This is a genomic window from Xenorhabdus ehlersii, assembly GCF_003610465.1.
Lineage (GTDB): Bacteria > Pseudomonadota > Gammaproteobacteria > Enterobacterales > Enterobacteriaceae > Xenorhabdus > Xenorhabdus ehlersii.
Genome location: NZ_RAQI01000001.1, coordinates 953,588 through 977,984 on the forward strand (window position 1 = coordinate 953,588; position 24,397 = coordinate 977,984).

The following is a 24,397-nucleotide window of genomic DNA, read 5'->3' on the forward strand; positions in this document are numbered from 1 at the left end:
TTTTTAATCCATCAAAAATACCTTTTTACACTAGTGTAAATATTTAGTGACTACACTCTGTGTTTAGGCTTAATTTTATAGACTCTTCGGGAAAACAACGAAATGAAACAAACTCTATTCATCGTAGGTGCACGAGGTGCAGGGAAGACGACAATAGGTAAGTTGTTGTCTGAAGCGCTGTCGTATAAATTTATTGACACCGATGAAAGTATCCAGACCATGAGTAAAATGACGATAGCTGATCTTGTTGAACAATATGGCTGGGAACATTTCAGAAAATTAGAAAGCCAAACGTTGAAAGCAGTTAGCCAAAGTGAACGTATCATTTCAACAGGTGGAGGAATGGTGCTGTCGCTTGAGAATCGCCAGTATATGCAACAAAATGGTATTGTGATTTATTTACAGGCATCCGCAGAAGTTTTGAGTCAGCGATTATCTCTTAACCCAGAAAATTCACAGCGTCCCAGTCTGACAGGGAAGTCCATTATAGAAGAAATGGAGGGAATATTGGTTGAAAGAGAGCCGCTATACCAAGAGTGTGCCAATTTCATCGTTGATGCCAATCTCGCAACAGAAGATATCGTATCTCACGTTAAATCTTATATTTTAAACCAGAAAAACAAACGAATTTGATATATCAACGGCGTTTAAGTTTATTTTCTAACTGACAGGGAAATCTGATATAACAAATCGCCCATACAACTTATAGTATCGTTCTATTTACTCACTTTAATTTTATTAATTATATTTGAGATATGGATATGCTCTTAAATTTTATTCGATTACTTATTCGTGTACTCTTCAGGGTTACCATTGAAGGTGATACCAAACAGTTACAACAACACACCAAATGCATTATTACTCCCAATCATGTTTCATTTCTGGATGGCCTGTTAATTGGGCTATTCCTGCCGATAAAGCCTGTATTTGCTATTTATTCTAATATTGCAACTCGCGGCTTTCTCAAATTTATCAAATCTTATGCGGATGTTGTACCTTTGGATCCTAATAACCCAATGGCAGTCAGGACATTGGTTAAAGAAGTGGAGAAAGGGCGTCCGATTGTGATTTTCCCTGAAGGGAGGATCACCGTAACTGGCTCCCTTATGAAAATTTATGATGGTGCCGCTTTTATTGCCGCGAAATCAGGCGCAAAAGTGGTACCAATCCGAATTGAGGGGGCAGAACAAACGGTTTTTGGTCGGTTAAAAGGCATTGTGAAGCTGCATTGGTTCCCGAAAATCACCCTCAAAATTTTACCTGCCGTTGATCTGCCAATGCCGGATGCACCTGATTCAACAACACGTCGTCGTTTAGCAGGAGAACATCTCCACGCTATTATGATGGATGTGAGAATGCAGACGCGCCCAAAGGAGACGTTATTCAGCGCTTACCTAACTGCACAAAAACGCTTTGGCCGTTTTAAGTTCTGTATTGAAGATGTGAATTTTAAAGAAGATAGCTATCATTCATTACTGAAAAAAATATTGGGAATTAGCCGGATCTTAGAACGCTTTACACAAGAAGGTGAACACATCGGCCTGCTGTTGCCAAATGCGACTGTGATGGCGGCTACCATATATGGTGCTTCGTTAAAAGGGCGAGTACCGGCTCTTTTGAACTATACGGCAGGAAGCCGCGGCATTAAGAATGCCATGCAGGCGGCAACCATTAAAACCATCGTAACATCCCGCCAATTTCTGGAAAAAGGACAATTGTCTCATCTGCCAGAACAGGTGACTGAAGCTAATTGGGTATATCTCGAAGATTTAAAGGACACGATCACGCGGGAAGATAAGCTTTGGATATTGTGGCATTTGATTTTCCCTTCCAAAGCCATTTTGACTTCGCAAAAGCCGGATGATGATGCATTGATCCTGTTTACGTCAGGCTCAGAAGGTGCACCAAAAGGTGTTGTTCACAGCCATACCAGCTTATTGGCGAACGTGGAGCAGATAAAAACTGTTGCTGATTTTACTCCGCTGGATCGCTTTATGTCTTCATTACCACTGTTTCATGCTTTTGGCCTAACAGTTGGTCTATTTACTCCATTAATGACAGGCAGTCGTGTATTCCTTTATCCAAGCCCCTTACATTATCGTGTCGTGCCTGAACTGGTCTATGACCAAAATTGTACCGTGTTATTCGGAACTTCGACTTTCTTAGGCAATTATGCTCGTTTTGCCCATCCTTATGATTTTGCCCGTCTGCGTTATGTGGTGGCTGGAGCAGAAAAACTGTCCGAAAACACCAAGCGAGTTTGGCAAGATAAATTTGGTATCCGTATTCTGGAAGGTTATGGGGTGACGGAGTGTGCGCCGGTAGTGGCAATCAATGTACCGATGGCGGCAAAAACGGGAACAGTCGGGCGGATCTTACCTGGTATGGAAGCCCGTTTGTTGCCTATACAGGGTATTGAAGGAGGAGGCCGCTTACAGCTACGTGGGCTAAATGTTATGAAAGGATATCTGCGAGTTGAAGCACCTGATCGTTTGGAACCACCATCTGCCGAAGACGCCGAAGGGAATAATCAAATCGGCTGGTATGATACCGGAGATATCGTTTCTATTGATGAAGAGGGTTTCTGTACGATCAAAGGACGGGTGAAACGATTTGCCAAGCTTGCAGGGGAAATGGTTTCTCTTGAAGCGGTAGAACAAATAGCTTCTCACGTTTCTACTGATGCGCTACATGCGGCTACAACCAGGAGTGATCGAAGCAAAGGCGAAGCACTGGTATTGTTCACTACAGATGCGAATCTAAATAGAAACAGAATGCTGGGAGTGGCGCGTGAAATAGGGATGCCTGAGTTGTCGGTTCCACGTGATATTCGTTATGTGAAGCAACTTCCTTTGCTTGGCAGTGGCAAACCGGATTTTGTCACCCTAATACTACAGTCGTACGCTCCATTGTGGCATGATAGCTCATGATATATTCTTCCTGAAAATAGGGGGAGGTGTTCAATGCACTCACCTGTCAACCTTTGGGAACAAGAACTGCTCTCATTACACACGCGTCTGACACCGTTATTTCACCATGCCAGTCCACAGCAACGCAGCCTCGCCTATCTCAGGGGATTACTCAGTGATGTTGAGCGTAAAAATAGCTGGCAACTGGCGGAATGGTTGGGTGAACACTCGCCTGATGGCATTCAATATTTTCTGGAACGCGCCCGTTGGGATGCCGAAGCGGCTCGCGATATTTTACGCGACTATGTGACTGACCATCTCGGTGATGAGCAAGGCATCCTCATCATCGATGAAACCGGTTTTATCAAAAAAGGGACCCATTCTGCTGGCGTCCAACGCCAATATAGCGGTACTGCCGGACGGATAGAAAACAGTCAGATAGGCGTCTTTCTCTGTTATGCCGGTCAGGGCGGCCATGCCTTTATTGACCGGGCCTTATATCTGCCTGAACAATGGACAGATAACCGGCCCCGCTGTAAAGCCGCTGGCATTCCTGACTCGGTCACCTTTGCCACCAAACCCCAACTTGCCCAACAGATGTTGGAACGCGCATTAGATGCCGGCGTCTCTTGTCGTTGGGTGACCGCCGATACGGTGTATGGTCAAGATCGTCGTCTGCGGTGCTGGTTAGAATCCCGATATCAACCGTTTGTACTGGCGATCCCCAAAAATGAACGTGTGTGGAGGCAAGGGCCCAGATATACCAGCGCCGACAAGGTTGTGGACAGTCTGCCATCTTCGTTTTGGGAAAAACATTCCGCGGGATTGGGGACAAAGGGAGAACGTTGGTACGACTGGGTCCGGGTGCCGCTTTGGCGTTTACAACTCAGTGAGGAAGAGCGGGATTATGGTCATTATCTGCTGGTTCGGCGCAGCCGGGATGAGAAACAAGAGCGGGCTTATTATATCGTCTATGCCCGCAGAGAACAGGCTGACCTGAAAACCCTGATTCAGGTGGCAGGGCATCGCTGGGAAATTGAAAGTGGTTTTGAGGAAACGAAGGGGGAATGTGGCCTGGATCATTATGAAGTGCGGCAATGGCACAGTTGGTATCGGCACATTACCTTATCGCTATTAGCTCATGCGGTGCTGGCGGTCTTGCGGATACGGGAGAAAAAAAACACCGGCAGGATTGGTAGCCCTGAGTATCCCGGAACTGCGTAAGCTGTTGTCAAAATTGATGGAAAAAACGGGAGAGGCAGTCGAACAGATTTTACATTGGTCAGACTGGCGGCGGCGACACCAATACTATGCACAACAATGTCATTACCGTCGTCGGAATAACCCTATGGTGACAGAGCAATTACGGCTGTAGTACTAAGAGAAATGGCCGAACAGGAGTAAGGAAATGGAGACACAACCTCTACTAACCCGCGGAATGAAAGCAGTATTGCTGTCACAATTTCTTTCTGCTTTTGCTGATAATGCTCTGTTCTTTGCCATGTTAGCCCAATTAAAGGCAGAGTCTTACCCTGAATGGAGTTGGCCAGCACTGCAAATTGTTTTTGTTCTGGCTTATATCATATTTGCCCCTTTTGTCGGGCAAATTGCTGATCGGTTTGCAAAAGGGCGTGTCATGCTCTTTTCTAATGGCGTCAAATTGCTTGGCGCCATCAGCATTTGTATCGATATGAATCCTTTTCTGGGATATACCTTAGTGGGAATTGGGGCAGCGGCCTATTCTCCTGCTAAGTATGGGATATTGGGGGAGTTAACAGATGGTGGGCGTTTGGTAAAAGCCAATGGCATGATGGAGGCTTCTACTATTGCAGCTATCTTGATTGGCTCAGTTGCTGGCGGTTTCCTCTCTGATGTTAGCCTGGTACTGGCATTAGGGCTTTGTGCCTTATCGTATGGTGCTGCAGTCGTATCCAATTTCTTTATACCTCGCCTGGCGGCGGCTCGTAAAGGAAAGGGTTGGAATCCCAAAAAAATGTTGGGGGATTTCATGACGGTTTGTGCTTCACTTTGGCGTAATCAGGAAACGCGCTTCTCACTGGTAGGTACTAGCCTATTTTGGGGAGCGGGTATCACGCTGCGCTTCCTGTTAGTAGCATGGGTTCCTGTTATGCTGGGGATTGATGGCAATACGACCCCTACATTGATGAATGCAGTAGTTGCGATTGGTATCATTGTTGGAGCAGGTTTAGCTGCGCGGTTTATTACATTGAAAACCGTGCGTCGCTGTATGCCTGCGGGGATCTTAATTGGGTTCATGGTCATTCTTTTTGCTACTCAGCAATCAATCGTATTTTCCTACTTAATTTTGATCGTCCTTGGCGTATTTGGTGGCCTTTTTGTCGTTCCATTAAATGCGCTATTGCAAGAACATGGAAAGCATTCGATGGGGGCAGGCAAAGCCGTTGCTGTGCAAAATTTGGGCGAAAATAGTGCTATGCTGGTAATGTTAGGGCTGTATTCGGTTTCCGTTATGGCGGGAGCTTCGGTCGTTGCTGTTGGCATTGGTTTTGGTATCTTGCTTTCTTTGGCAATTGGGGGGCTGTGGATTTGGGATCTGCTTCGGAAAAATTAATTTCTTATAGAATTGAAGGCCTGTTATGGATGAAAAAATCCTGAATCAGCTTAGTATTGAACTTGGAAAGAGATTAAAACGGAAAAAATTATCCGTGACCTGTGCAGAATCTTGCACAGGGGGTTGGATAGCTAAAGTGATCACAGATATTGCGGGAAGTTCAGCCTACTTTAATCGTGGTTTTGTGACTTACAGTAATGATGCTAAGCATGAAATGCTGGGCGTCTTGCCAGAGTCATTGGCGCAATTTGGTGCGGTAAGTGAGCAGATCGTAAAAGAGATGGCTACAGGGGCATTAATTGTCGCTAAGGCCGATGTTTCTGTTGCGGTCAGCGGCATTGCTGGGCCAGAAGGAGGAAGTGAGGAAAAACCGACTGGCACAGTTTGGTTTGGGTTTGCCTTTTACGTTAATGAAAACATCCAGACTGTAACATATCGCCAGCATTTTTCGGGGGGGCGCAATGCTGTGCGTCTGCAAGCCGTCCTTTTTTCTTTGAAAACCTTATTGGATGAAATCATAAAAAATTAGCTTGATGCTGTATGATTATACAGTATAATCATACGGCACTTTGGTATCAGAAACAGTTTATCAGCAGTGAGGCAGCCCCTTCATTGCTTGCGAAGGAGTAAACATGGCTAACGATGAAAACAAACAAAAAGCACTAGCAGCAGCGCTGGGCCAAATTGAGAAACAATTTGGTAAAGGTTCCATCATGCGTTTGGGTGAAAACCGCTCAATGGATGTTGAAACCATCTCTACCGGTTCCCTGTCACTGGATATTGCATTGGGTGCGGGTGGTTTGCCAATGGGCCGTATTGTTGAAATATACGGACCAGAATCTTCCGGTAAAACAACGCTGACACTGCAAGTCATTGCCGCTGCCCAGCGCGAAGGCAGAACTTGTGCTTTTATTGATGCCGAACATGCTCTTGATCCGGTTTATGCGAAAAAACTGGGTGTAGATATTGATAATCTGTTGTGTTCTCAGCCTGATACTGGCGAACAGGCATTGGAAATCTGTGATGCCCTATCACGTTCTGGTGCGGTTGATGTGATTATTGTTGACTCTGTTGCCGCATTAACACCAAAAGCAGAAATTGAAGGTGAAATCGGCGATTCTCATATGGGCCTGGCTGCACGTATGATGAGCCAAGCGATGCGTAAGCTAGCGGGGAATTTGAAAAACTCGAATACTCTGTTGATTTTTATCAACCAGATCCGCATGAAAATTGGTGTAATGTTTGGTAACCCCGAAACGACCACAGGTGGTAATGCGCTGAAGTTCTACGCATCTGTCCGTTTGGATATTCGCCGTACTGGTTCGGTGAAAAATGGCGACGAAGTGGTTGGTAGCGAAACGCGTGTGAAAGTGGTCAAGAACAAGGTTGCTGCACCATTTAAACAGGCCGAATTCCAAATTCTCTATGGTGAAGGCATCAACACTTTTGGTGAGTTGGTCGATCTGGGTGTTAAACACAAAATGGTAGAAAAAGCAGGTGCATGGTATAGCTATAATGGTGAAAAAATTGGACAAGGTAAAGCCAATGCCACTATGTATTTGAAAGAACACTCAGAAATTGCATCCGGGTTGGATAAAAAACTGCGCGATTTATTGTTGAATAATACAGGTGAGTTCAGTAGTGCAGCTACGGATTACGTGACAGATTATGAAGACAACGGCGAAGAAGTAAATCACGAAGAGTTTTAATTACTTATTTGTCTTCCAATTCAGTCATAATACAGAACTAATTTGGCTTTTAAAAACCACATCCATATCCGGTGTGGTTTTTTTTATGCCTGTTTTCCTGGAGGAAATAAACATCCTTGAAATAGGCGTATTGAAACAGGTGTAACGAACAGACTTTCAGAAAATCTTTAGACGAATTACAATGCTGGAAAGCGAATGGATTTATATGGGATTTTACTTCTTATGGAAGACACTCTATCTTAACCCTACTTTAATTTATTCGTGAGTTGAAATGGTGACGCGATATACCACCTCAACCATTCATAGATCTGTTTTTTTCAGCTTGATTTCGGGACAATTATGAGCAAAAGCACCGCTGAGATCCGTCAAGCGTTTCTTGACTTTTTTCATACTAAAGGGCACCAGATAGTACCAAGCAGCTCGTTGGTGCCAACCAATGATCCAACATTGTTGTTCACTAACGCAGGGATGAACCAGTTTAAAGATGTTTTTTTAGGATTGGATAATAGACCTTATTCTAGAGCAACAACGGCTCAGCGCTGCGTTCGTGCTGGCGGTAAACATAACGATTTAGAAAATGTGGGTTATACAGCCCGTCACCACACTTTCTTCGAAATGTTGGGTAACTTCAGTTTTGGCGATTATTTTAAACAAGATGCAATTAAATACGCATGGGAGTTATTGACCAGCGAAGAGTGGTTTAACCTGCCAAAAGAAAAGCTGTGGGTTACTGTCTATGAGACAGACGGTGAAGCTTATGACATTTGGCATAAAGAAGTCGGTGTTCCAGCAGAAAGAATCATTCGTATAGGGGATAACAAAGGTGCTCCATATGCGTCAGATAATTTCTGGCAAATGGGGGATACTGGGCCATGTGGTCCTTGTACGGAGATTTTCTACGACCACGGTGAACATATTTGGGGAGGCCCTCCAGGCAGCCCAGAAGAAGACGGTGACAGATATATTGAAATTTGGAACATCGTTTTCATGCAATTCAATCGTCATGCCGATGGCACTATGGAGCAGTTGCCAAAACCTTCCGTTGATACTGGCATGGGGCTGGAGCGTATCACAGCCGTCTTGCAACACGTCAACTCCAACTACGAGATTGACCTATTCCAAAGCTTAATTGCTTCGGTTGCAGAAGTGACAGGAGCAAGAGATCTTACCAATAAATCTCTGCGTGTTGTTGCAGACCATATTCGTGCATGTGCGTTCCTGATTTGCGATGGGGTTATTCCATCCAACGAAAACCGTGGCTATGTACTTCGTCGTATCATTCGCCGTGCTGTTCGTCATGGCAACATGTTGGGGGCAAAAGAGGCCTTCTTCTACAAGCTCGTTGCACCATTGATTAAATTCATGGGGGCGGCTGGTGAAGAGCTGAAACAGCAGCAGACTTTGGTTGAGCAGGCATTAAAAACCGAAGAAGAACAGTTTGCTCGTACTTTGGAACGTGGTTTGCAGTTGCTGGATGAAGAGCTGGCTAAATTATCTGGTGATACGCTCGACGGCGAAACCGCTTTCCGCTTGTATGATACCTATGGTTTCCCTGTTGACCTGACTGCGGATGTTTGCCGCGAACGTAATATTAAAGTAGATGAGGCTGGTTTTGATGCAGCGATGGAAAACCAGCGTCGTCGTGCTCGTGAATCCAGTGGCTTTGGTACTGATTACAATGAACTGATCAAAGTTGATGGACGTAGTGATTTTTGTGGTTATGAACATAATTCACAGCAAGCTGCTGTTATCGCTATCTTCCGCAATGGCCAAGCCGTTGAGCAAATTCACGCTGGTGAAGAAGCGATCATTGTACTTGATAAAACTGCATTCTACGCTGAATCTGGTGGACAGGTTGGTGATACGGGTAAATTGTCGTACGACAATGGTGTATTCGACGTCGTCGATACACAAAAATATGCTCAGGCAATCGGTCACATTGGTAAATTAACAAGTGGTAGTTTGAGCGTTAATCATACAGTTAATGCTGAAATTGATGTGGTACGCAGAGGTGCGATTCGTTTGAATCACTCAGCGACCCATTTGTTACATGCGGCATTACGTCAAATTTTGGGAGAACATGTTGCCCAGAAAGGTTCTTTGGTAAATGATAAGTATCTGCGCTTTGACTTCTCTCACTTTGAAGCCATGAAGCCAGAACAGATCCGTCAAGTCGAAAACTTGGTGAATGAAGAGATTCGCAAAAATTCACCAATTGTTACAGAATTAATGGAGCTGGAAGAAGCAAAAACCAAAGGTGCTATGGCGCTGTTTGGCGAGAAGTATGACGAAAAAGTACGTGTACTTAGCATGGGAGGTTTTTCTACCGAATTATGTGGTGGTACTCATGCGAGTCACACAGGTGATATAGGGTTGTTCCGTATATCCAGTGAATCAGGTACAGCAGCAGGAATTCGCCGTATTGAAGCTATTACGGGGCAAACTGCATTAAACTCTATCTATCAGCAGGCTGATTTACTGCAAGACATCGCTCATCTGGTGAAAGGTGATATCAGTAGCCTGAATGAGAAAGTGAAAACGACACTGGATAGAACGAAACAGTTGGAAAAAGAGTTGCAACAGTTGAAATCTCAGCAAGCAGCTCAGGAAAGTTCTTCCTTGGCAAACCAAGCCAAGGAAATCCAAGGTGTTCGTCTACTGGTGACACAATTAGGTGATATAGAACCGAAAATGCTTAGGACGATGGTTGATGATCTAAAAAATCAGTTAGGATCAGCAATTATTGTGCTTTCTACAGTGACTGGTGATAAAGTCAGTCTAATTGTTGGTATAACGAAGGATTTGACTGCTAGAATAAAAGCAGGCGATTTAATCTCTTTTGTTGCCCAACAGGTTGGAGGTAAAGGAGGAGGACGTCCTGATCTGGCTCAGGCTGGCGGGACCGATGTAACAGCTCTTCCTTCCGCATTAGCTAGTGTAGAAGAGTGGGTAACATTGCGGTTATAGTTGGTATTGCCGTGACAGCAGTGGCACCATGAAAGCATTTTTTTATGGTGTCAAATGTTTTTTGTTGTGAAATTGTTGAAATGTTGGGCACATACTTATATTTTAGCTATCCTATAGATATAGGAAATGTGTTCAAAACTGCTTATACTTTAAGTAGATACCATTGCTTTACGTTTTCACGGTGTTTGATGGATAATAGCGGGGAAACCTAGAGACCCGACTCTTTTAAATTTTCAAGGAGCAAAGAATGCTTATTCTGACTCGTCGAGTTGGTGAAACGCTCATGATAGGCGATGAGGTAACAGTCACAGTACTGGGAGTTAAAGGCAACCAAGTTCGCATTGGTGTAAATGCGCCCAAGGAAGTTTCTGTTCACCGTGAAGAAATTTATCAACGGATTCAGGCGGAGAAATCTCAGCCTACAACTTTTTAATTCAAGAATGGCGTCCATGCTTTTTTAAGACTTGGGCGCTACTCTACTTCCTTCTTTTGTCACCCTACTATGTTTATCTCTTTTTGATACCTTGATTCTATTCTCTCATGTCTTTTTATTTTCTATCTGTTGAAAAAGCATCGTTCATGAGGCCATAGAGATGAATAATCATTTTCATCAATTTTAACGGTTTTTAGACAATTTCATTGTTGATAAAACAGTCCGTTAGATGCTAAACCAAGCATTTTGTGTGCTAAGTGTTCAAACGGAAAAAAGTTTCGAAAAATTGTTTGACTTATCAGGCAGGGAAAGTAATATGTGCGCCATCGCAGCGACGAAGGGCTTGAAGAGAAGCTTCTGAGTAAATACCGGAAGTAAAGATTCGAAGAGCTACGAAGTGAAAACTTCTAAGTCGCAGGTTTTAAAAATGGTGAGGTGGCCGAGAGGCTGAAGGCGCTCCCCTGCTAAGGGAGTATGTGGTTAAGAGCTGCATCGAGGGTTCGAATCCCTCCCTCACCGCCATTAATATGCATCCATAGCTCAGCTGGATAGAGTACTCGGCTACGAACCGAGCGGTCGGAGGTTCGAATCCTCCTGGATGCACCATTTAAATACCGCGATTTTTTAGGTATCTTCAATTCTAGTCAGGCAATCAATAGCACCTGAGCAGAAATAGAAAACCGACAATGCATCCATAGCTCAGCTGGATAGAGTACTCGGCTACGAACCGAGCGGTCGGAGGTTCGAATCCTCCTGGATGCACCATTTTAGATGTCCCGATTTTGGGAGATCCTAATTCTATCAAGTCAGGCAATCAACAGCGCCTGAGTAGAAATAGAAAACCGACAATGCATCCATAGCTCAGCTGGATAGAGTACTCGGCTACGAACCGAGCGGTCGGAGGTTCGAATCCTCCTGGATGCACCATTTTAGATGTCCCGATTTTGGGAGATCCTAATTCTATCAAGTCAGGCAATTAACAGCGCCTGAGTAGAAATAGAAAACCGACAATGCATCCATAGCTCAGCTGGATAGAGTACTCGGCTACGAACCGAGCGGTCGGAGGTTCGAATCCTCCTGGATGCACCATTTTAAATATCCTGATTTTTGGGATGACCTAATTCTATCAAGTCAGGCAATCAATAGTGCCTGAAAAGAAATAGAAAACCGACAATGCATCCATAGCTCAGCTGGATAGAGTACTCGGCTACGAACCGAGCGGTCGGAGGTTCGAATCCTCCTGGATGCACCAGCTTAAAACCCTTGCCCGATAAGGCAGGGGTTTTTCTTTTTATTTCCGTTCAAATATAACATTTGTTTTATTAATTCTGTTTATAATTTGGGCGGAAGTGCATTGCTACCTCTATGTAATCAGCGACAACTTGACTTGTTTCATATAAAGTAAACTTTTAGTAATAATCTTTTAAACTCCACGGGAGGACAAATTGATCCCGGACGTATCAAAAGCATTGTCATGGTTAGAGGCAAACCCAACTGTATTAAACGGTATTTGTCGTGGCATTGAGCGTGAAACATTGCGTGTTACTCCAGACGGTCATTTAGCTAAGACGGAGCATCCAAAATCACTTGGTGCTTCTTTAACGCATAAATGGATTACAACTGATTTTGCTGAATCTCTATTGGAGTTTATTACCCCTGTTGATAGTAATATAGATAGAACCATTGCTTTCCTTAAAGATTTGCATATCTATACCGCCCGGAATCTGGACAATGAAAAAATGTGGCCTTTAAGTATGCCATGTTTTATCGACGAAGAAGAAAATATCACTTTGGCTCAATATGGTACGTCTAACTTGGGCCGCTTTAAGACCTTGTACCGTGAAGGATTAAAGAGCCGTTATGGCGCACTAATGCAAACAATTTCTGGTGTGCATTATAACTTTTCTCTGCCAATGAGTTTTTGGCAGGCGTGGTTAGGTATTAAAGACGCCGAAACAGGAAAAGAGCAGATTTCAGATGGCTACCTTCGTTTAATTCGTAATTATTACCGCTTTGGCTGGGTGATCCCTTATTTATTTGGTGCATCACCGGCAATCTGTTCTTCATTCTTACGTGGGCGAAATACAGCATTATCTTTTGAGGAAACAGAAAGAGGGACTTGTTATCTGCCTTATGCGACTTCGTTGAGGATGAGTGACTTGGGGTATACCAATAAATCGCAAAGTGATCTGAATATTACTTTTAATCATCTTCATACCTATGTAGAGGGGCTTAAGAAAGCAATTCATAAGCCATCTGAAGAATTTGCGGCAATCGGTATCAAAAAAGGAAATAAGTACTTACAGCTCAATACTAATGTTCTTCAAATTGAAAATGAGTTGTACGCACCAATTCGGCCAAAACGAGTCACGAAAGAGGGAGAATCACCTTCAGATGCTTTGTTGAGAGGTGGTATAGAATATATTGAAGTGCGTTCTTTAGATATTAATCCTTTTTCCTCCATTGGGGTTGATGAGACGCAAATTCGTTTTCTTGACTTATTTTTGATATGGTGTGCTCTGGCTGATGCCCCTGAAATGGGAAATGAGGAACTTGCCTGTTGTCGTGGAAACTGGAATAAGGTTATCTTAGAAGGGCGCAAACCAGAGTTATCTATCGACCTTGGTTATGGGGTTGAGCAACAGCCGCTGAAGATCGTAGGACAGGAGTTATTCAGGGATTTAGAGCGAGTCGCTGAAATTCTGGATGCCTGTTCAGGGACTCAATATCAATCAGTCTGTAAAGAATTGGTTAACATGTTTGAAGATCCATCACTGACGTTTTCAGCGCGTGTCCTGGACAAGATGAAATCTCAGGGGATAGTTGGTTTTGGGTTGGAACTGGCAGGTCAGTATCATAACGAATTGATTGAAGAACATTATTCAATTCTGAATGATGAAAATTTTTCTGTTGAGCGTGAAGCTTCTGTGTCGCGTCAGCATGACCTTGAACAGCAAGATAACATGAGCTTTGAAGAGTATTTAAAACTTCATGCAGGGCGTTAAAAAAGAAAATGGCCACCACTGGTGGCCAAATAAAATATCTTAGAGAATAGGGATGATAACAATTTTGCGCGTCTTCATATCTTATGACCAGCCGCAAATGAAAAGGTTTCATCTATCTGAAAAAATCTTCGTAAAAAATCTGATACCTTAGGAGGTAGTATTATGCCTTTGTTGGATAGTTTTACAGTTGACCATACTCGTATGGCGGCACCTGCTGTTAGAGTTGCCAAGACAATGAAAACGCCTCACGGCGATACTATCACAGTATTTGATTTACGTTTTTGTGTTCCTAATAAAGCAGTGATGCCAGAACGAGGTATTCACACACTTGAGCATTTGTTTGCGGGTTTTATGCGCAATCATTTGAACGGTGACGGTGTTGAAATCATTGATATTTCTCCAATGGGATGTCGTACTGGTTTTTATATGAGCTTAATTGGTGCTCCAGAAGAATTGAGAGTGGCTGAGTCTTGGAAAGCGGCAATGGAAGATGTGATAAAAGTTCAAGATCAGAACCAGATCCCAGAATTAAACATTTATCAGTGCGGTACATATGAAATGCACTCATTGAAAGAAGCTCAAGATATTGCTCAGCGTATCCTTGATTCTGGTGTTCGTGTCAATTATAACGATGAATTGGCATTGCCTGAAGAAAAACTGGTGGGGCTTCAAGTTTAGTTTGTTAGATATGGTACCTCAACGACTATTACATTTGGTGATGGAGCTTTTGGTTAAGTAGTCAGATCTGTTTTATATTATTGAGGGGCTAGCTTATTCTGCTAGCCCTGCATTGGTGTTCTTTTCTCTTTATATTTTTGAAATTACCAGATTTTTTTGATTATTTTCCTTTAGTTACATAGACAAATTAGATTGAGTATTAATTTGAATGTTTTATAGTGGTTAAATTATTCACTGAATTAATTTTATACTTTATTCTGTATTTTGGTGTATCGGCGTTACACGAACTTGCTTGATAACATTATCTTGCACCGCAATAACCTCAAAATTGTATTTATTAATCTGTACGTTAGCATTTAATTCAGGAATTTCACCTAGTTCTTCCAAAATCATTCCATTCATTGTCCTTGGACCGTTTTCGGGAAGCGCCCAACCGAAAGCCTTATTTAATTCACGGATATTGGCTGTGCCATCAACCAGAACGGAGCCGTCACTTTGTGGAAGGACTTCTTCTGCCAGAGTTGGTGACATGGAAGTGGTAAAATCGCCGACAATTTCTTCCAAAATATCCTCGACAGTCACTAATCCTTGAATATCGCCATATTCATCAACGATTAGGCCAGCTTTTTGTTTGTTACGTTGGAAATTAATAAGCTGGATATTTAATGGCGTGCTAACTGGGATGAAATAGATTTTATCTGCGGCTTTGAGTAAATTTCTTTTTGTAAATTCTTTTTTCTCCATCATCAGTCGATAGGCCTCACGTACTCGGAGCATACCGATAGCATCATCAAGGGAATCTCGATATAACACAATACGTCCATGTGGAGAGTGTGTCAGTTGCTTGATAACGCACTTCCAATCATTGTTAATATCAATACCGACAATTTCATTACGTGGGATCATAATGTCACCAACGGTGACTTTCTCAAGATCTAATATTGAGAGCAGCATATCTTGATTGCGGCGTGATAGATTGACGTTTGATTCATTTACAATTGTGCGTAGCTCGTCTTTACTGACGGCATCACTGCGGATATTAGAGGTTTTGATACCCAAACAGCGCATAAACAGCAAACTGATCTTATTAAATGACCAAACAAGGGGCAGCATAATTTTTTCTAGTGGGCGTAACAGGAAGCTACTTGGGAATGCAATTTTTTCAGGGTAAAGCGCTGCAATGGTCTTTGGCATCACTTCAGAAAAAATAAGAATAATGAATGTGAGTACACCTGTTGCAATAGCAACACCGGCATCGCCATAGAGTCGCATACCAACGATAGTAGCAAGGGAGGACGCCAAAATATTGACAAGATTATTACCGATAAGTATCAGGCTAATGAGTCTGTCTGGATGACGCAGCAGAGATTCCACCCTGCGTGCGGGATTGCTCCCTTGTTTAGCTAAATGGCGTAAGCGATATCGGTTGATTGTCATCATGCTAGTTTCAGAGGCAGAGAAATAAGCCGAAACAATAACCATAACAACAAGAATTATAATCAGTGTACTTGTTGAGACATTCTCCAAAACAGAATTCCTTCCTAATAATTATATAGATTGGCGATGATACATTAACTTATTAATAAACCATCATTTCCTGTAATAGCCTGCTACCGAAAAAAGCAAGTGTCAGAATAAATGCACCAATCAAATTGAACCAAATAACACGCTTGCCACGCCACCCTTCATGATAATGCCCCCAAAGCAAAATAACGTAAATAAACCATGCAATAATAGATAAAACAGATTTATGGATATTTTCTTTACTGAAAATATCATCCATGTACATAATGCCAGTACAGAGCGTCAATGTTAGTAAAATTACACCAACCTGGGTAATGTGAAACATTTTCCGCTCAATTGTCATCAATGGAGGAATACCAGAGGTAAATGTGAGTTTTTTCTTTTTAAGCTGATGATCCAACCAACCAAGTTGCAATGCATAAAGAGCTGCAATGAGTAAAGTAGCATAGCCAAGTAATGCCAGCCCAATATGAATAAATAATTCGATACTATCTTCAAGATGAGTAATGAATTCTCCCGGCATCATGCTAGCCAGTATCAAATTGATCATGGCGAAACTGTAAACAACCGGCAGTAAAAACCATGCACGTCCACGGAAAGCGACGACTGTCATGATGATGCACATAAGCAAGCTAACAATTGAGCCTAAATTCAATAAAGTGAGATTTTGCCCGCTGCTGACATGAAAAACTTGGTATTTTAATGCAATCGCGTGAGCGACTAACGCTACAATGGCAAAAGAAAGTGCCAGTTTTTGATAACTGTTTTGTTGGCGCAATAAACCTGGCACGATGAGCGTCAGGCTAATGAGATAGGCAAATAAAGCAATAATTGAAAATATCAGCATAACATTTATCGTTTTCGCAATGAAATCCATTGGGTATGGATTGAACCTGAAATTTAAGTATACCGCTAGCAGGAGTAGCCTCCAACCGCTGTTAATCATACTTGGGAATCTCTTTGCAGAGATCACATAATCATCGTGCTATAATTTGCGAAATTTGCCTTACAGGTAGACCCACTTGTAGATATCTGAGCTGAGACAATGTTTGATAATTTAACTGACAGACTATCGCGCACATTGCGCAATATCAGCGGTCGCGGACGGCTGACTGAAGATAATATTAAAGATACGCTGCGCGAAGTTCGTATGGCTTTGCTCGAAGCGGATGTTGCATTACCTGTCGTGCGTGATTTTATTGCACGAGTCAAAGAAAGCGCTGTGGGACATGAGGTTAACAAAAGTCTGACTCCAGGTCAGGAATTCGTCAAAATCGTTCAAAATGAATTGGTTAAGGCGATGGGAGAGGTTAACAGTGAACTGAACCTTTCCACACAGCCTCCCGCTGTGATTCTTATGGCCGGTTTGCAAGGTGCAGGTAAAACGACCAGCGTTGCTAAATTAGGTAAGTTGCTGAAAGAGAAAAACAAGAAAAAAGTCTTGGTTGTTTCTGCTGACGTATATCGACCCGCGGCGATCAAACAGCTTGAAACCTTGTCTGAAACAGTTGGAGTTGACTTTTTCCCTTCTGATCCACAGGAAAAACCTGTTGATATTGTCAATAAAGCGATCCAACATGCTAAGCTGAAATTTTATGATGTATTGTTAGTCGATACAGCAGGCCGTCTGCATGTTGATGAAGCTATGATGGATGAAATCATAGCGATTCATGCGGCTATTAATCCTGTTGAAACCCTGTTTGTTGTTGATGCAATGACGGGTCAAGATGCAGCAAATACAGCAAAAGCATTCAATGAAGCATTGCCATTAACTGGGGTTGTGCTGACCAAGGTAGATGGTGATGCGCGTGGCGGTGCTGCGCTTTCTATCCGTCATATCACTGGTAAGCCTATCAAATTCCTCGGCGTTGGTGAAAAAACGGATGCATTAGAACCTTTCCATCCTGATCGCATTGCATCCCGCATTCTGGGTATGGGGGATATGCTTTCACTGATCGAAGAACTTGAAAGCAAAGTTGATCGTACCCAAGCGGAAAAATTGGCATCTAAACTGAAAAAAGGTGACGGCTTTGATTTAAGCGATTTTCTGGAACAGCTTAAACAGATGCGTAATATGGGCGGAATGGCTAGCATGTTGAGCAAAATGCCGGGAATGTCGCAGATCCCTGATGCCGTCAAATCGCAAATGGATGACAAGCTTCTGGTTAAAATGGAAGCCATCATTAATTCCATGACCCGTAAAGAGCGGGAAAAACCAGAAATCATCAAAGGTTCGCGTAAGCGCCGTATTGCGATGGGATCGGGCACACAGGTGCAGGATGTCAACCGTTTGCTGAAACAGTTTGATGAAATGCAACGTATGATGAAAAAGATGAAGAAAGGTGGTTTGGCAAAAATGATGCGAGGCATGAAAGGTATGCTGCCACCGGGATTTATGGGGCGATAATCGACAAAGTTGCGAAAGAAAATGTTCTTTGGATTGCTTTTTTGCGCCAAAGTGAGTAAAATTTTCGGGCTTTTAATGGACAGCCGGACTCCATTCCTCGATGGAGTCTGGTTGTTTTGCTAACTAATGAGGATGTTATGGTAACAATTCGTTTAGCTCGTGGCGGCGCAAAAAAGCGTCCGTTTTATCAAGTAGTCGTGACCGATAGCCGCAATGCGCGTGATGGTCGTTTTATTGAGCGTGTTGGTTTCTTCAACCCAATCGCTTCAGGAAAAGCAGAAGCTCTGCGTTTAGATCTGGACCGTATCGAACACTGGGTTGGTCTGGGTGCATCTGTGTCTGATCGTGTTGCTACACTGATCAAAGACGCTAAGAAAGCAGCTTAATCTGTCGCGGTGGTAACAATGAGCAAACAATCTGGCCTGAAGCACCCTGTTGAGCCAATTGTATTGGGGAAGTTAGGGTCTGCATATGGCATTCGTGGTTGGCTCAGAGTTTTTTCTTCCACCGAACACACCGAAGACATTTTTGAATATCAACCGTGGTTTATTCAACGCTTAGGCCAGTGGCAACACATTGAACTGGAAGCATGGAAATACCATAACCAAGATATTATCGTCAAAATCAAAGGTATTGACGATCGGGATGCGGCGAATTTATTCACTAACTGTGAAGTTGTGGTGGATTGTAGCCAGTTACCAGCACTGGAAGAGGGTGATTATTACTGGAAAGACCTTATTGGCTGCCAAGTAATAAATACAGTCGGTTATAACCTTGGAACTATTCATGACATGATGGAAACAGGTTCTAACGATGTGATGGTAATAAAAGCAAACCTGAAAGATGCATTCGGTATCAAGGAGCGGTTGGTTCCGTTTCTTGATGGGCAGGTTATCAAGAAAGTTGATCTCGCTACCAAAACCATCGAGGTAGATTGGGATCCTGGTTTTTAATCTCCGGTAAAAACGGTTTAAATGAGTGGGACACAGTATGTGGATTGGGGTTATTAGCCTGTTTCCTGAAATGTTCCGCGCAATAACCGATTACGGGGTAACTGGTCGGGCAGTAAAAAATGGCCTGTTGAGTATCGAATGCTGGAATCCAAGGGATTTTACCTACGACCGGCATCGTACTGTTGATGATCGCCCTTATGGCGGTGGTCCAGGCATGCTGATGATGGTGCAACCATTACGAGAAGCCATTCATGCAGCTAAAGCTTCGGCAGGTGATGGTGCAAAGGTGATTTATCTTTCACCTCAGGGACGCAAACTCGATCAACAGGGAGTTTGTGAGCTGGCAGCAAATGAGAAATTAATTCTGGTTTGCGGGCGTTATGAAGGTATTGATGAGCGTATCATCCAAACCGAAATTGACGAAGAATGGTCTATCGGTGATTACGTTCTTAGCGGGGGAGAGCTTCCTGCAATGACGATGATTGACTCGATATCGCGGTTTATTCCGGGCGTATTAGGGCGTCAAGCATCGGCAGAAGAAGACTCATTCGCTGATGGATTGTTGGATTGCCCACATTATACTCGCCCTGAAGTGTTAGATAGTATGGAAGTCCCCCCAGTTTTGCTGTCGGGAAACCATGCTGAAATTAATCGCTGGCGAATGAAACAGTCGCTTGGTCGAACCTGGCTAAGAAGGCCCGAACTTCTAGAAAACCTAGCTCTGACTGACGAGCAAAGGATGTTGCTATCTGAGTTCCAACGGGAATATCAAGATCAAGCAACGAATTAATCCAGACATATCCTAAAGGGATGTCTTTGATATATCAGTTTACCTAGGGTAAGAGAGTTATTATGAGCAACATTATTAAACAACTTGAACAAGAGCAGATGAAGCAAGACGTACCTTCATTCCGTCCGGGTGACACCTTGGAAGTTAAGGTATGGGTCGTTGAAGGTTCTAAAAAGCGTCTGCAGACATTCGAGGGCGTGGTTATTGCGATTCGTAACCGCGGTCTGCACTCTGCATTCACTGTTCGTAAGATTTCTAACGGCGAAGGCGTTGAGCGTGTATTCCAGACTCACTCCCCAGTCGTAGACAGCATCAGCGTTAAGCGTCGTGGTGCTGTTCGCAGAGCTAAACTGTACTACCTGCGTGAGCGTTCTGGTAAGGCTGCTCGTATTAAAGAGCGTCTGAACGCAAAATAATACGCTTTCGCTACATCCGAAAGTTATCAAAGGCCAGCGCATATGCTGGCCTTTTTACATGCTATAAATCAGGAAACTTATTTTTTCAGTTGTAAGTCAGGTTAGGGAGACAGTAAGTTACATAAACGTACTGGCTAAAATATATCCTACTGTACAAGCGCCACTGACGCCAAGCAATCCTGGTAAAAGAAAGCTGTGGTTGATAATGAATTTCCCGATTTTTGTTGTACCTGAACGGTCAAAACCAATACAAGCCAAATCGCTTGGATAAGTAGGCAAAACAAAATAGCCATAGGCAGCAGGAAAGAAAGCAATCAGAAGTTTAGGATCAACTCCAAGTTGTAATCCCATTGGCGCAATGGCCGTTAAGGCGGCGGCTTGGCTGTTAACCAGTTTTGATACTAAAAACAGTACAAGGGCATAAGTCCACGGCTGTGCCTGGACCACATCTTCTAGGACTAGGCTGTGTCCCTTAATGTAAATTGATAGTATTCTCATCTAAACTGTTTTCAATATGGGAAAAAGATGATGGCACGCTACGACATTCCTGATGACGCATGGATAGTGATAGAACCTTGTTTGCCCCCGGTCCATTCAGAGCGAGCAGGACGTCCACATGTTGAACACCGCCGTGTGATGAATGGGATGTTCTGGGTCTTGTGCTCCGGGGCACCGTGGCGTGATTTACCTGAACGCTATGGCCCTTGGAAAACGGTCTATAACCGATTTAATCGCTGGTCAAAATCGGGCATTATCAACAAGATATTTAATCGGTTACTGTCCATTCTGGATGAAAAAGGCTTGATTGACTGGGCTGAAATTTGCCTGGATGGCAGCAATATTCGCGCGAGTAAAGATGCCGCAGGCGCGAAAAAAAACATCCCGATATCACTGACGATCATGCGCTGGGTCGCTCACGCGGTGGTTATGGCACCAAAATCCACCTGGCAACCGACGGAAAGGGTTTTCCCCTCAACCTGATGTTGACCGCTGGGCAAGCTCATGAAAGTCAATCCGCCATCCCTTTGCTCGACGGCATTGGTATACAACGCAAAAATGGTTTCATGAAACGACGTGGCAAAGCCGTGCTGGCAGACAAAGGGTATTCGAGTAGAAAGCTCCGCGGTTATCTGCGTAAATTGAGGATCAAAAGCGTTATTCCTTATAAAATCAATGAAAAAGGCAGTGCTGATGGTCGTACGCAATTTGATGAACAGGCTTATCGTGACCGCAATGTTGTCGAACGCTGTTTCGGTTTTCTGAAAGGAAATCGGCGTATTGCAACCCGTTACGAAAAAACCGCCCGAAACTATTTGTCCATGGTGAAATTAGGCTGTATTCGACTCTTTTACAGGCGGTTATCTAATTAAGGGACGCAGCCTAGTTTTAATTCACCTAAATGTGAGTGGAAGAAGGTATCACTCATCCATGCCACACCAAAGACAGAAAAAATCGCAACCATACCTGCTTTGAACACGGCACTATTGGCGATTTCACTGGTTTTGATTTTACAGGCCATCAATATAATGGAGCCTGCAATTAACATCATCATCTGGATCACCAGATTCATAGAAAGGGGTTTTAGTGTACCTTTTACTTCAAAAGCAGGACGTAATTCGGTGAATGCACCAAATAAGACTACGACAGCAATTGCGGTAAAGAAAATCCAGGTTGCCCAATAAGCTTGCTTAGGAAAGACTTGATTCAATAGAGTGTCAGAACCACCATAAATAAACTCACGTTGCTTTGGATCTTTGATTTTCGCCTGGAATTCTTCGTCCTGATCAAGATCTTTTCCTCGACGTAAGCTCCATAATGCAGCAAGTATTACTCCAGTGAGTGATGCTGGTATTGAAACAGCCAAAATGTCCAAGATCCCGTACGCCTGCCCAATACCATGACTGGCAGCAATAATTGACACCAAAGAAACAACGGCGACAGATACAGGAGAAGCGGTAATTGCCATTTGGGAAGCGACAGAAGCAACAGCCATTGGCCGTTCAGGGCGAATACCTTTTTTCAAGGCAATATCGCCAATGATTGGGAACATGGTATAAACCACATGACCGGTACCGCAAAGAAAAGTGAGCATCCAAGTAGTCAGTGGTGCCAAAATGGTGATATGTTGCGGGTGACGACGCAGTAAGCGTTCTGCAAATTGCATCATAACATTTAGCCCACCTGCTGTTTGTAAAACGGATGCACAACCGATTACAGCAAGAATAGTCAGCATTACATCAACGGGAGGGTTACCTGGTTCCAAGCCAAAGACAAATGTCAGTATAAAGAGTCCAATACCACTGATCAGTCCCAATCCCATTCCCGCATAACGCGTACCTATCAATAAGCAAATGATTATTACAATAAATTGCAGCGTTATCATATCTATCCTTAACAAATGTTTAAAAAATAAATAAAAGTTGGTAATACGGATTTTTGCATCTGCATGACTTATATACATGCTGTTAGTCATAGCTTTAGATCTATTGGATATGGCTATTGTTTATAAAAATTTTTTTATAGTTTCATATAAACATTAAAAACACATATTTAATATTATTAGAATATTTATATAAAAATGAGATTGAGATCTTGTTTTTATTATTTGATTATAAAGGTATTTATTTGTGTAATAAATTATATGTAAGTGGTTAATAAATTATTTCTATTTTGATGCGATTGTTAGTTGTCATTTACAATGAATTAACTTTAAAAATTATTTATATATTTTGACATGAAAATAAAATTCAATGGATTGTTAGTATCTCCACTATATCAATAGTCTTTGCATTTTAATGTAAAATATTATTTACGGTATGTGGAAAATATTTACGTTTTTGGATTGTATTCTTTACGGCTCATGGTATGTTATCCAGCAGACACTTAGACAAACATTAAACAGACAAGGCAGGTAGAAATGATCATGCAAAAAGACGCTCTGAATAACGTTCATATCCTTGATGAGCAAGTCCTCATCACACCGGAAGAGTTGAAACAGAAATATCCGTTGAATAGCCATGATCGACATGCCATCACAAACGCGCGTAATACTATCGCTGACATTATTCAGCATCGTGATCCTCGTTTATTAGTGGTATGTGGTCCATGTTCAATTCATGATGTGGATGCTGCCCTGGACTATGCCCGTCGTTTGAAAGCGCTTTCTTCTGAATTGAGTGATTGTCTGTATATTGTTATGCGTGTCTATTTTGAAAAGCCTCGTACAACCGTTGGTTGGAAAGGGCTAATTAGTGATCCCTATATGGATGGTTCATTTGATATGGATGCGGGGCTGCATATTGCCCGTCGCCTGCTGTTGAACCTAGTAGAAATGGGATTGCCTTTGGCTAATGAGGCACTTGATCCCAATAATCCACAATACTTAGGGGATCTATTTAGTTGGTCAGCAATTGGTGCTAGAACAACGGAATCTCAAACTCATCGTGAAATGGCATCAGGATTGTCTGTACCCGTCGGATTTAAAAATGGCACAGATGGTAGTTTGAATACCGCAATTAATGCCATGAAAGCAGCAGCAATGCCTCATCGCTTTATGGGGATAAATCAGTCAGGTCAAGTTTGTTTGCTGCAAACTCAGGGTAATCCGAATGGACATGTGATATTGCGGGGCGGCGTAGGGCCGAATTACAGTGCAGAACATGTTGCTGATTGTGAACGACAAATGATTAAAGCAGGGCTGATACCATCACTGATGATTGATTGCAGTCACGGTAATTCCAATAAAGATTTTCGTCGCCAGAGTATCGTTGTGGATTCTGTTGTTGAACAGATGATGTCCAAAAACCAATCCATCATTGGGATTATGTTGGAAAGCCATATTAATGAGGGCAACCAATCCTCCGAACAGCCTCGCTCTGAGATGAAATATGGTGTTTCGGTGACAGACGCCTGTATTAACTGGCAGACTACGGAGCAAATATTGAGAAAACTGCACCAACAAATCGCTCCATATTTGGTTAATCGAAACATAATGATGGAAAAAGCAGGATAAC

20 protein-coding genes, 6 tRNA genes and 2 pseudogenes are annotated in these 24,397 nt (G+C 42.9%); 24 read left to right on the forward strand and 4 right to left on the reverse strand.

Going from position 1 to position 24,397, the window contains the following annotated elements; genetic code table 11:
- Nucleotides 1-102 precede the first annotated feature (102 nt).
- The 17 genes from aroL (at nt 103) to luxS (ending at nt 14,294) form a co-directional block, all read left to right on the forward strand.
- Nucleotides 103-633, forward strand: coding sequence for a shikimate kinase AroL (gene aroL, locus BDE27_RS04555; protein WP_099131055.1), 531 nt, complete (start codon nt 103-105; stop codon nt 631-633).
- A gap of 128 nt (nt 634-761) precedes the next feature.
- On the forward strand, nt 762-2,930 hold the full coding sequence (gene aas / locus BDE27_RS04560; protein ID WP_099131056.1) for a bifunctional acyl-ACP--phospholipid O-acyltransferase/long-chain-fatty-acid--ACP ligase: 2,169 nt from the start codon (nt 762-764) through the stop codon (nt 2,928-2,930).
- 33 nt (nt 2,931-2,963) lie between these two features.
- On the forward strand, nt 2,964-4,133 hold the full coding sequence (locus BDE27_RS04565) for an IS701 family transposase (RefSeq protein WP_120211290.1): 1,170 nt from the start codon (nt 2,964-2,966) through the stop codon (nt 4,131-4,133).
- A 4-nt stretch (nt 4,134-4,137) separates the two neighbouring features.
- Nucleotides 4,138-4,284, forward strand: a complete 147-nt coding sequence (locus BDE27_RS19370; RefSeq protein WP_167450507.1) for a hypothetical protein — start codon at nt 4,138-4,140, stop codon at nt 4,282-4,284.
- 33 nt (nt 4,285-4,317) lie between these two features.
- Nucleotides 4,318-5,502, forward strand: coding sequence for a lysophospholipid transporter LplT (lplT, locus tag BDE27_RS04570; protein ID WP_099131057.1), 1,185 nt, complete (start codon nt 4,318-4,320; stop codon nt 5,500-5,502).
- Between the two features lie 25 nt (nt 5,503-5,527).
- A complete protein-coding gene (pncC, locus tag BDE27_RS04575; protein WP_099131058.1) occupies nt 5,528-6,031 on the forward strand; it encodes a nicotinamide-nucleotide amidase in 504 nt (167 codons plus the stop codon).
- A gap of 103 nt (nt 6,032-6,134) precedes the next feature.
- Nucleotides 6,135-7,211: a recombinase RecA gene (gene recA, locus BDE27_RS04580; RefSeq protein ID WP_099131059.1), complete on the forward strand. Its 1,077-nt coding sequence runs from the start codon at nt 6,135-6,137 to the stop codon at nt 7,209-7,211.
- A gap of 339 nt (nt 7,212-7,550) precedes the next feature.
- Complete coding sequence (gene alaS, locus BDE27_RS04585; RefSeq protein WP_099131060.1) at nt 7,551-10,178, forward strand: alanine--tRNA ligase; 2,628 nt, start codon at nt 7,551-7,553, stop codon at nt 10,176-10,178.
- A 247-nt stretch (nt 10,179-10,425) separates the two neighbouring features.
- Nucleotides 10,426-10,611, forward strand: a complete 186-nt coding sequence (gene csrA, locus BDE27_RS04590; RefSeq protein WP_010845367.1) for a carbon storage regulator CsrA — start codon at nt 10,426-10,428, stop codon at nt 10,609-10,611.
- Between the two features lie 429 nt (nt 10,612-11,040).
- Nucleotides 11,041-11,133 (forward strand) — tRNA-Ser (locus tag BDE27_RS04595).
- 7 nt (nt 11,134-11,140) lie between these two features.
- Nucleotides 11,141-11,217: transfer RNA gene (locus tag BDE27_RS04600), tRNA-Arg, on the forward strand.
- A gap of 82 nt (nt 11,218-11,299) precedes the next feature.
- Nucleotides 11,300-11,376: transfer RNA gene (locus BDE27_RS04605), tRNA-Arg, on the forward strand.
- Between the two features lie 85 nt (nt 11,377-11,461).
- A tRNA-Arg gene (locus BDE27_RS04610) sits at nt 11,462-11,538 on the forward strand.
- An 85-nt stretch (nt 11,539-11,623) separates the two neighbouring features.
- A tRNA-Arg gene (locus tag BDE27_RS04615) sits at nt 11,624-11,700 on the forward strand.
- An 86-nt stretch (nt 11,701-11,786) separates the two neighbouring features.
- Nucleotides 11,787-11,863 (forward strand) — tRNA-Arg (locus tag BDE27_RS04620).
- A gap of 193 nt (nt 11,864-12,056) precedes the next feature.
- Entirely contained in the window at nt 12,057-13,616 is a 1,560-nt protein-coding gene (gene gshA / locus BDE27_RS04625; protein WP_099131061.1) for a glutamate--cysteine ligase, read from the forward strand.
- 162 nt (nt 13,617-13,778) lie between these two features.
- The gene (gene luxS / locus BDE27_RS04630; RefSeq protein ID WP_099131062.1) at nt 13,779-14,294 is read left to right on the forward strand and encodes an S-ribosylhomocysteine lyase; all 516 of its coding nucleotides are present in this window, start codon (nt 13,779-13,781) and stop codon (nt 14,292-14,294) included.
- 252 nt (nt 14,295-14,546) lie between these two features.
- Here luxS and BDE27_RS04635 read toward each other — a convergent pair whose 3' ends face one another.
- Nucleotides 14,547-15,821, reverse strand: a complete 1,275-nt coding sequence (locus BDE27_RS04635) for an HlyC/CorC family transporter (protein WP_143707506.1) — start codon at nt 15,819-15,821, stop codon at nt 14,547-14,549.
- Nucleotides 15,822-15,873: 52 nt separating this feature from the next.
- A complete protein-coding gene (locus BDE27_RS04640; protein WP_099131212.1) occupies nt 15,874-16,665 on the reverse strand; it encodes a cytochrome C assembly family protein in 792 nt (263 codons plus the stop codon).
- Nucleotides 16,666-16,863: 198 nt separating this feature from the next.
- Between BDE27_RS04640 and ffh the strand changes: the two genes are divergently transcribed.
- From ffh to rplS, 5 genes are all read left to right on the forward strand, one after another.
- The gene (gene ffh, locus BDE27_RS04645) at nt 16,864-18,225 is read left to right on the forward strand and encodes a signal recognition particle protein (protein WP_099131063.1); all 1,362 of its coding nucleotides are present in this window, start codon (nt 16,864-16,866) and stop codon (nt 18,223-18,225) included.
- A gap of 137 nt (nt 18,226-18,362) precedes the next feature.
- Nucleotides 18,363-18,611 carry a 30S ribosomal protein S16 gene (gene rpsP, locus BDE27_RS04650; RefSeq protein WP_074020141.1) on the forward strand — a complete coding sequence of 83 codons (249 nt, stop codon included), beginning with the start codon at nt 18,363-18,365 and terminating at the stop codon, nt 18,609-18,611.
- Between the two features lie 18 nt (nt 18,612-18,629).
- The gene (gene rimM, locus BDE27_RS04655; protein ID WP_099131064.1) at nt 18,630-19,178 is read left to right on the forward strand and encodes a ribosome maturation factor RimM; all 549 of its coding nucleotides are present in this window, start codon (nt 18,630-18,632) and stop codon (nt 19,176-19,178) included.
- A 37-nt stretch (nt 19,179-19,215) separates the two neighbouring features.
- Nucleotides 19,216-19,968 carry a tRNA (guanosine(37)-N1)-methyltransferase TrmD gene (trmD, locus tag BDE27_RS04660; protein ID WP_099131065.1) on the forward strand — a complete coding sequence of 251 codons (753 nt, stop codon included), beginning with the start codon at nt 19,216-19,218 and terminating at the stop codon, nt 19,966-19,968.
- A 62-nt stretch (nt 19,969-20,030) separates the two neighbouring features.
- On the forward strand, nt 20,031-20,384 hold the full coding sequence (gene rplS, locus BDE27_RS04665; protein ID WP_074020138.1) for a 50S ribosomal protein L19: 354 nt from the start codon (nt 20,031-20,033) through the stop codon (nt 20,382-20,384).
- A gap of 117 nt (nt 20,385-20,501) precedes the next feature.
- Here the strand turns inward: rplS and BDE27_RS04670 are convergent.
- Nucleotides 20,502-20,846: pseudogene (locus BDE27_RS04670) on the reverse strand (anaerobic C4-dicarboxylate transporter family protein); the annotation flags it as partial.
- A 66-nt stretch (nt 20,847-20,912) separates the two neighbouring features.
- Here BDE27_RS04670 and BDE27_RS04675 point away from each other — a divergent pair.
- A protein-coding gene (locus BDE27_RS04675) for an IS5 family transposase (protein ID WP_120211323.1) occupies nt 20,913-21,754 on the forward strand; the annotation gives its coding sequence in 2 pieces (ribosomal slippage) (nt 20,913-21,255 and nt 21,255-21,754; 843 coding nt in all).
- 11 nt (nt 21,755-21,765) lie between these two features.
- Here BDE27_RS04675 and BDE27_RS04680 read toward each other — a convergent pair.
- Nucleotides 21,766-22,767 (reverse strand): annotated as a pseudogene (locus tag BDE27_RS04680) (anaerobic C4-dicarboxylate transporter); the annotation flags it as partial.
- Nucleotides 22,768-23,301: 534 nt separating this feature from the next.
- Between BDE27_RS04680 and BDE27_RS04685 the strand changes: the two are divergent.
- Entirely contained in the window at nt 23,302-24,396 is a 1,095-nt protein-coding gene (locus BDE27_RS04685; protein WP_099131066.1) for a 3-deoxy-7-phosphoheptulonate synthase, read from the forward strand.
- Nucleotide 24,397 lies beyond the last annotated feature (1 nt).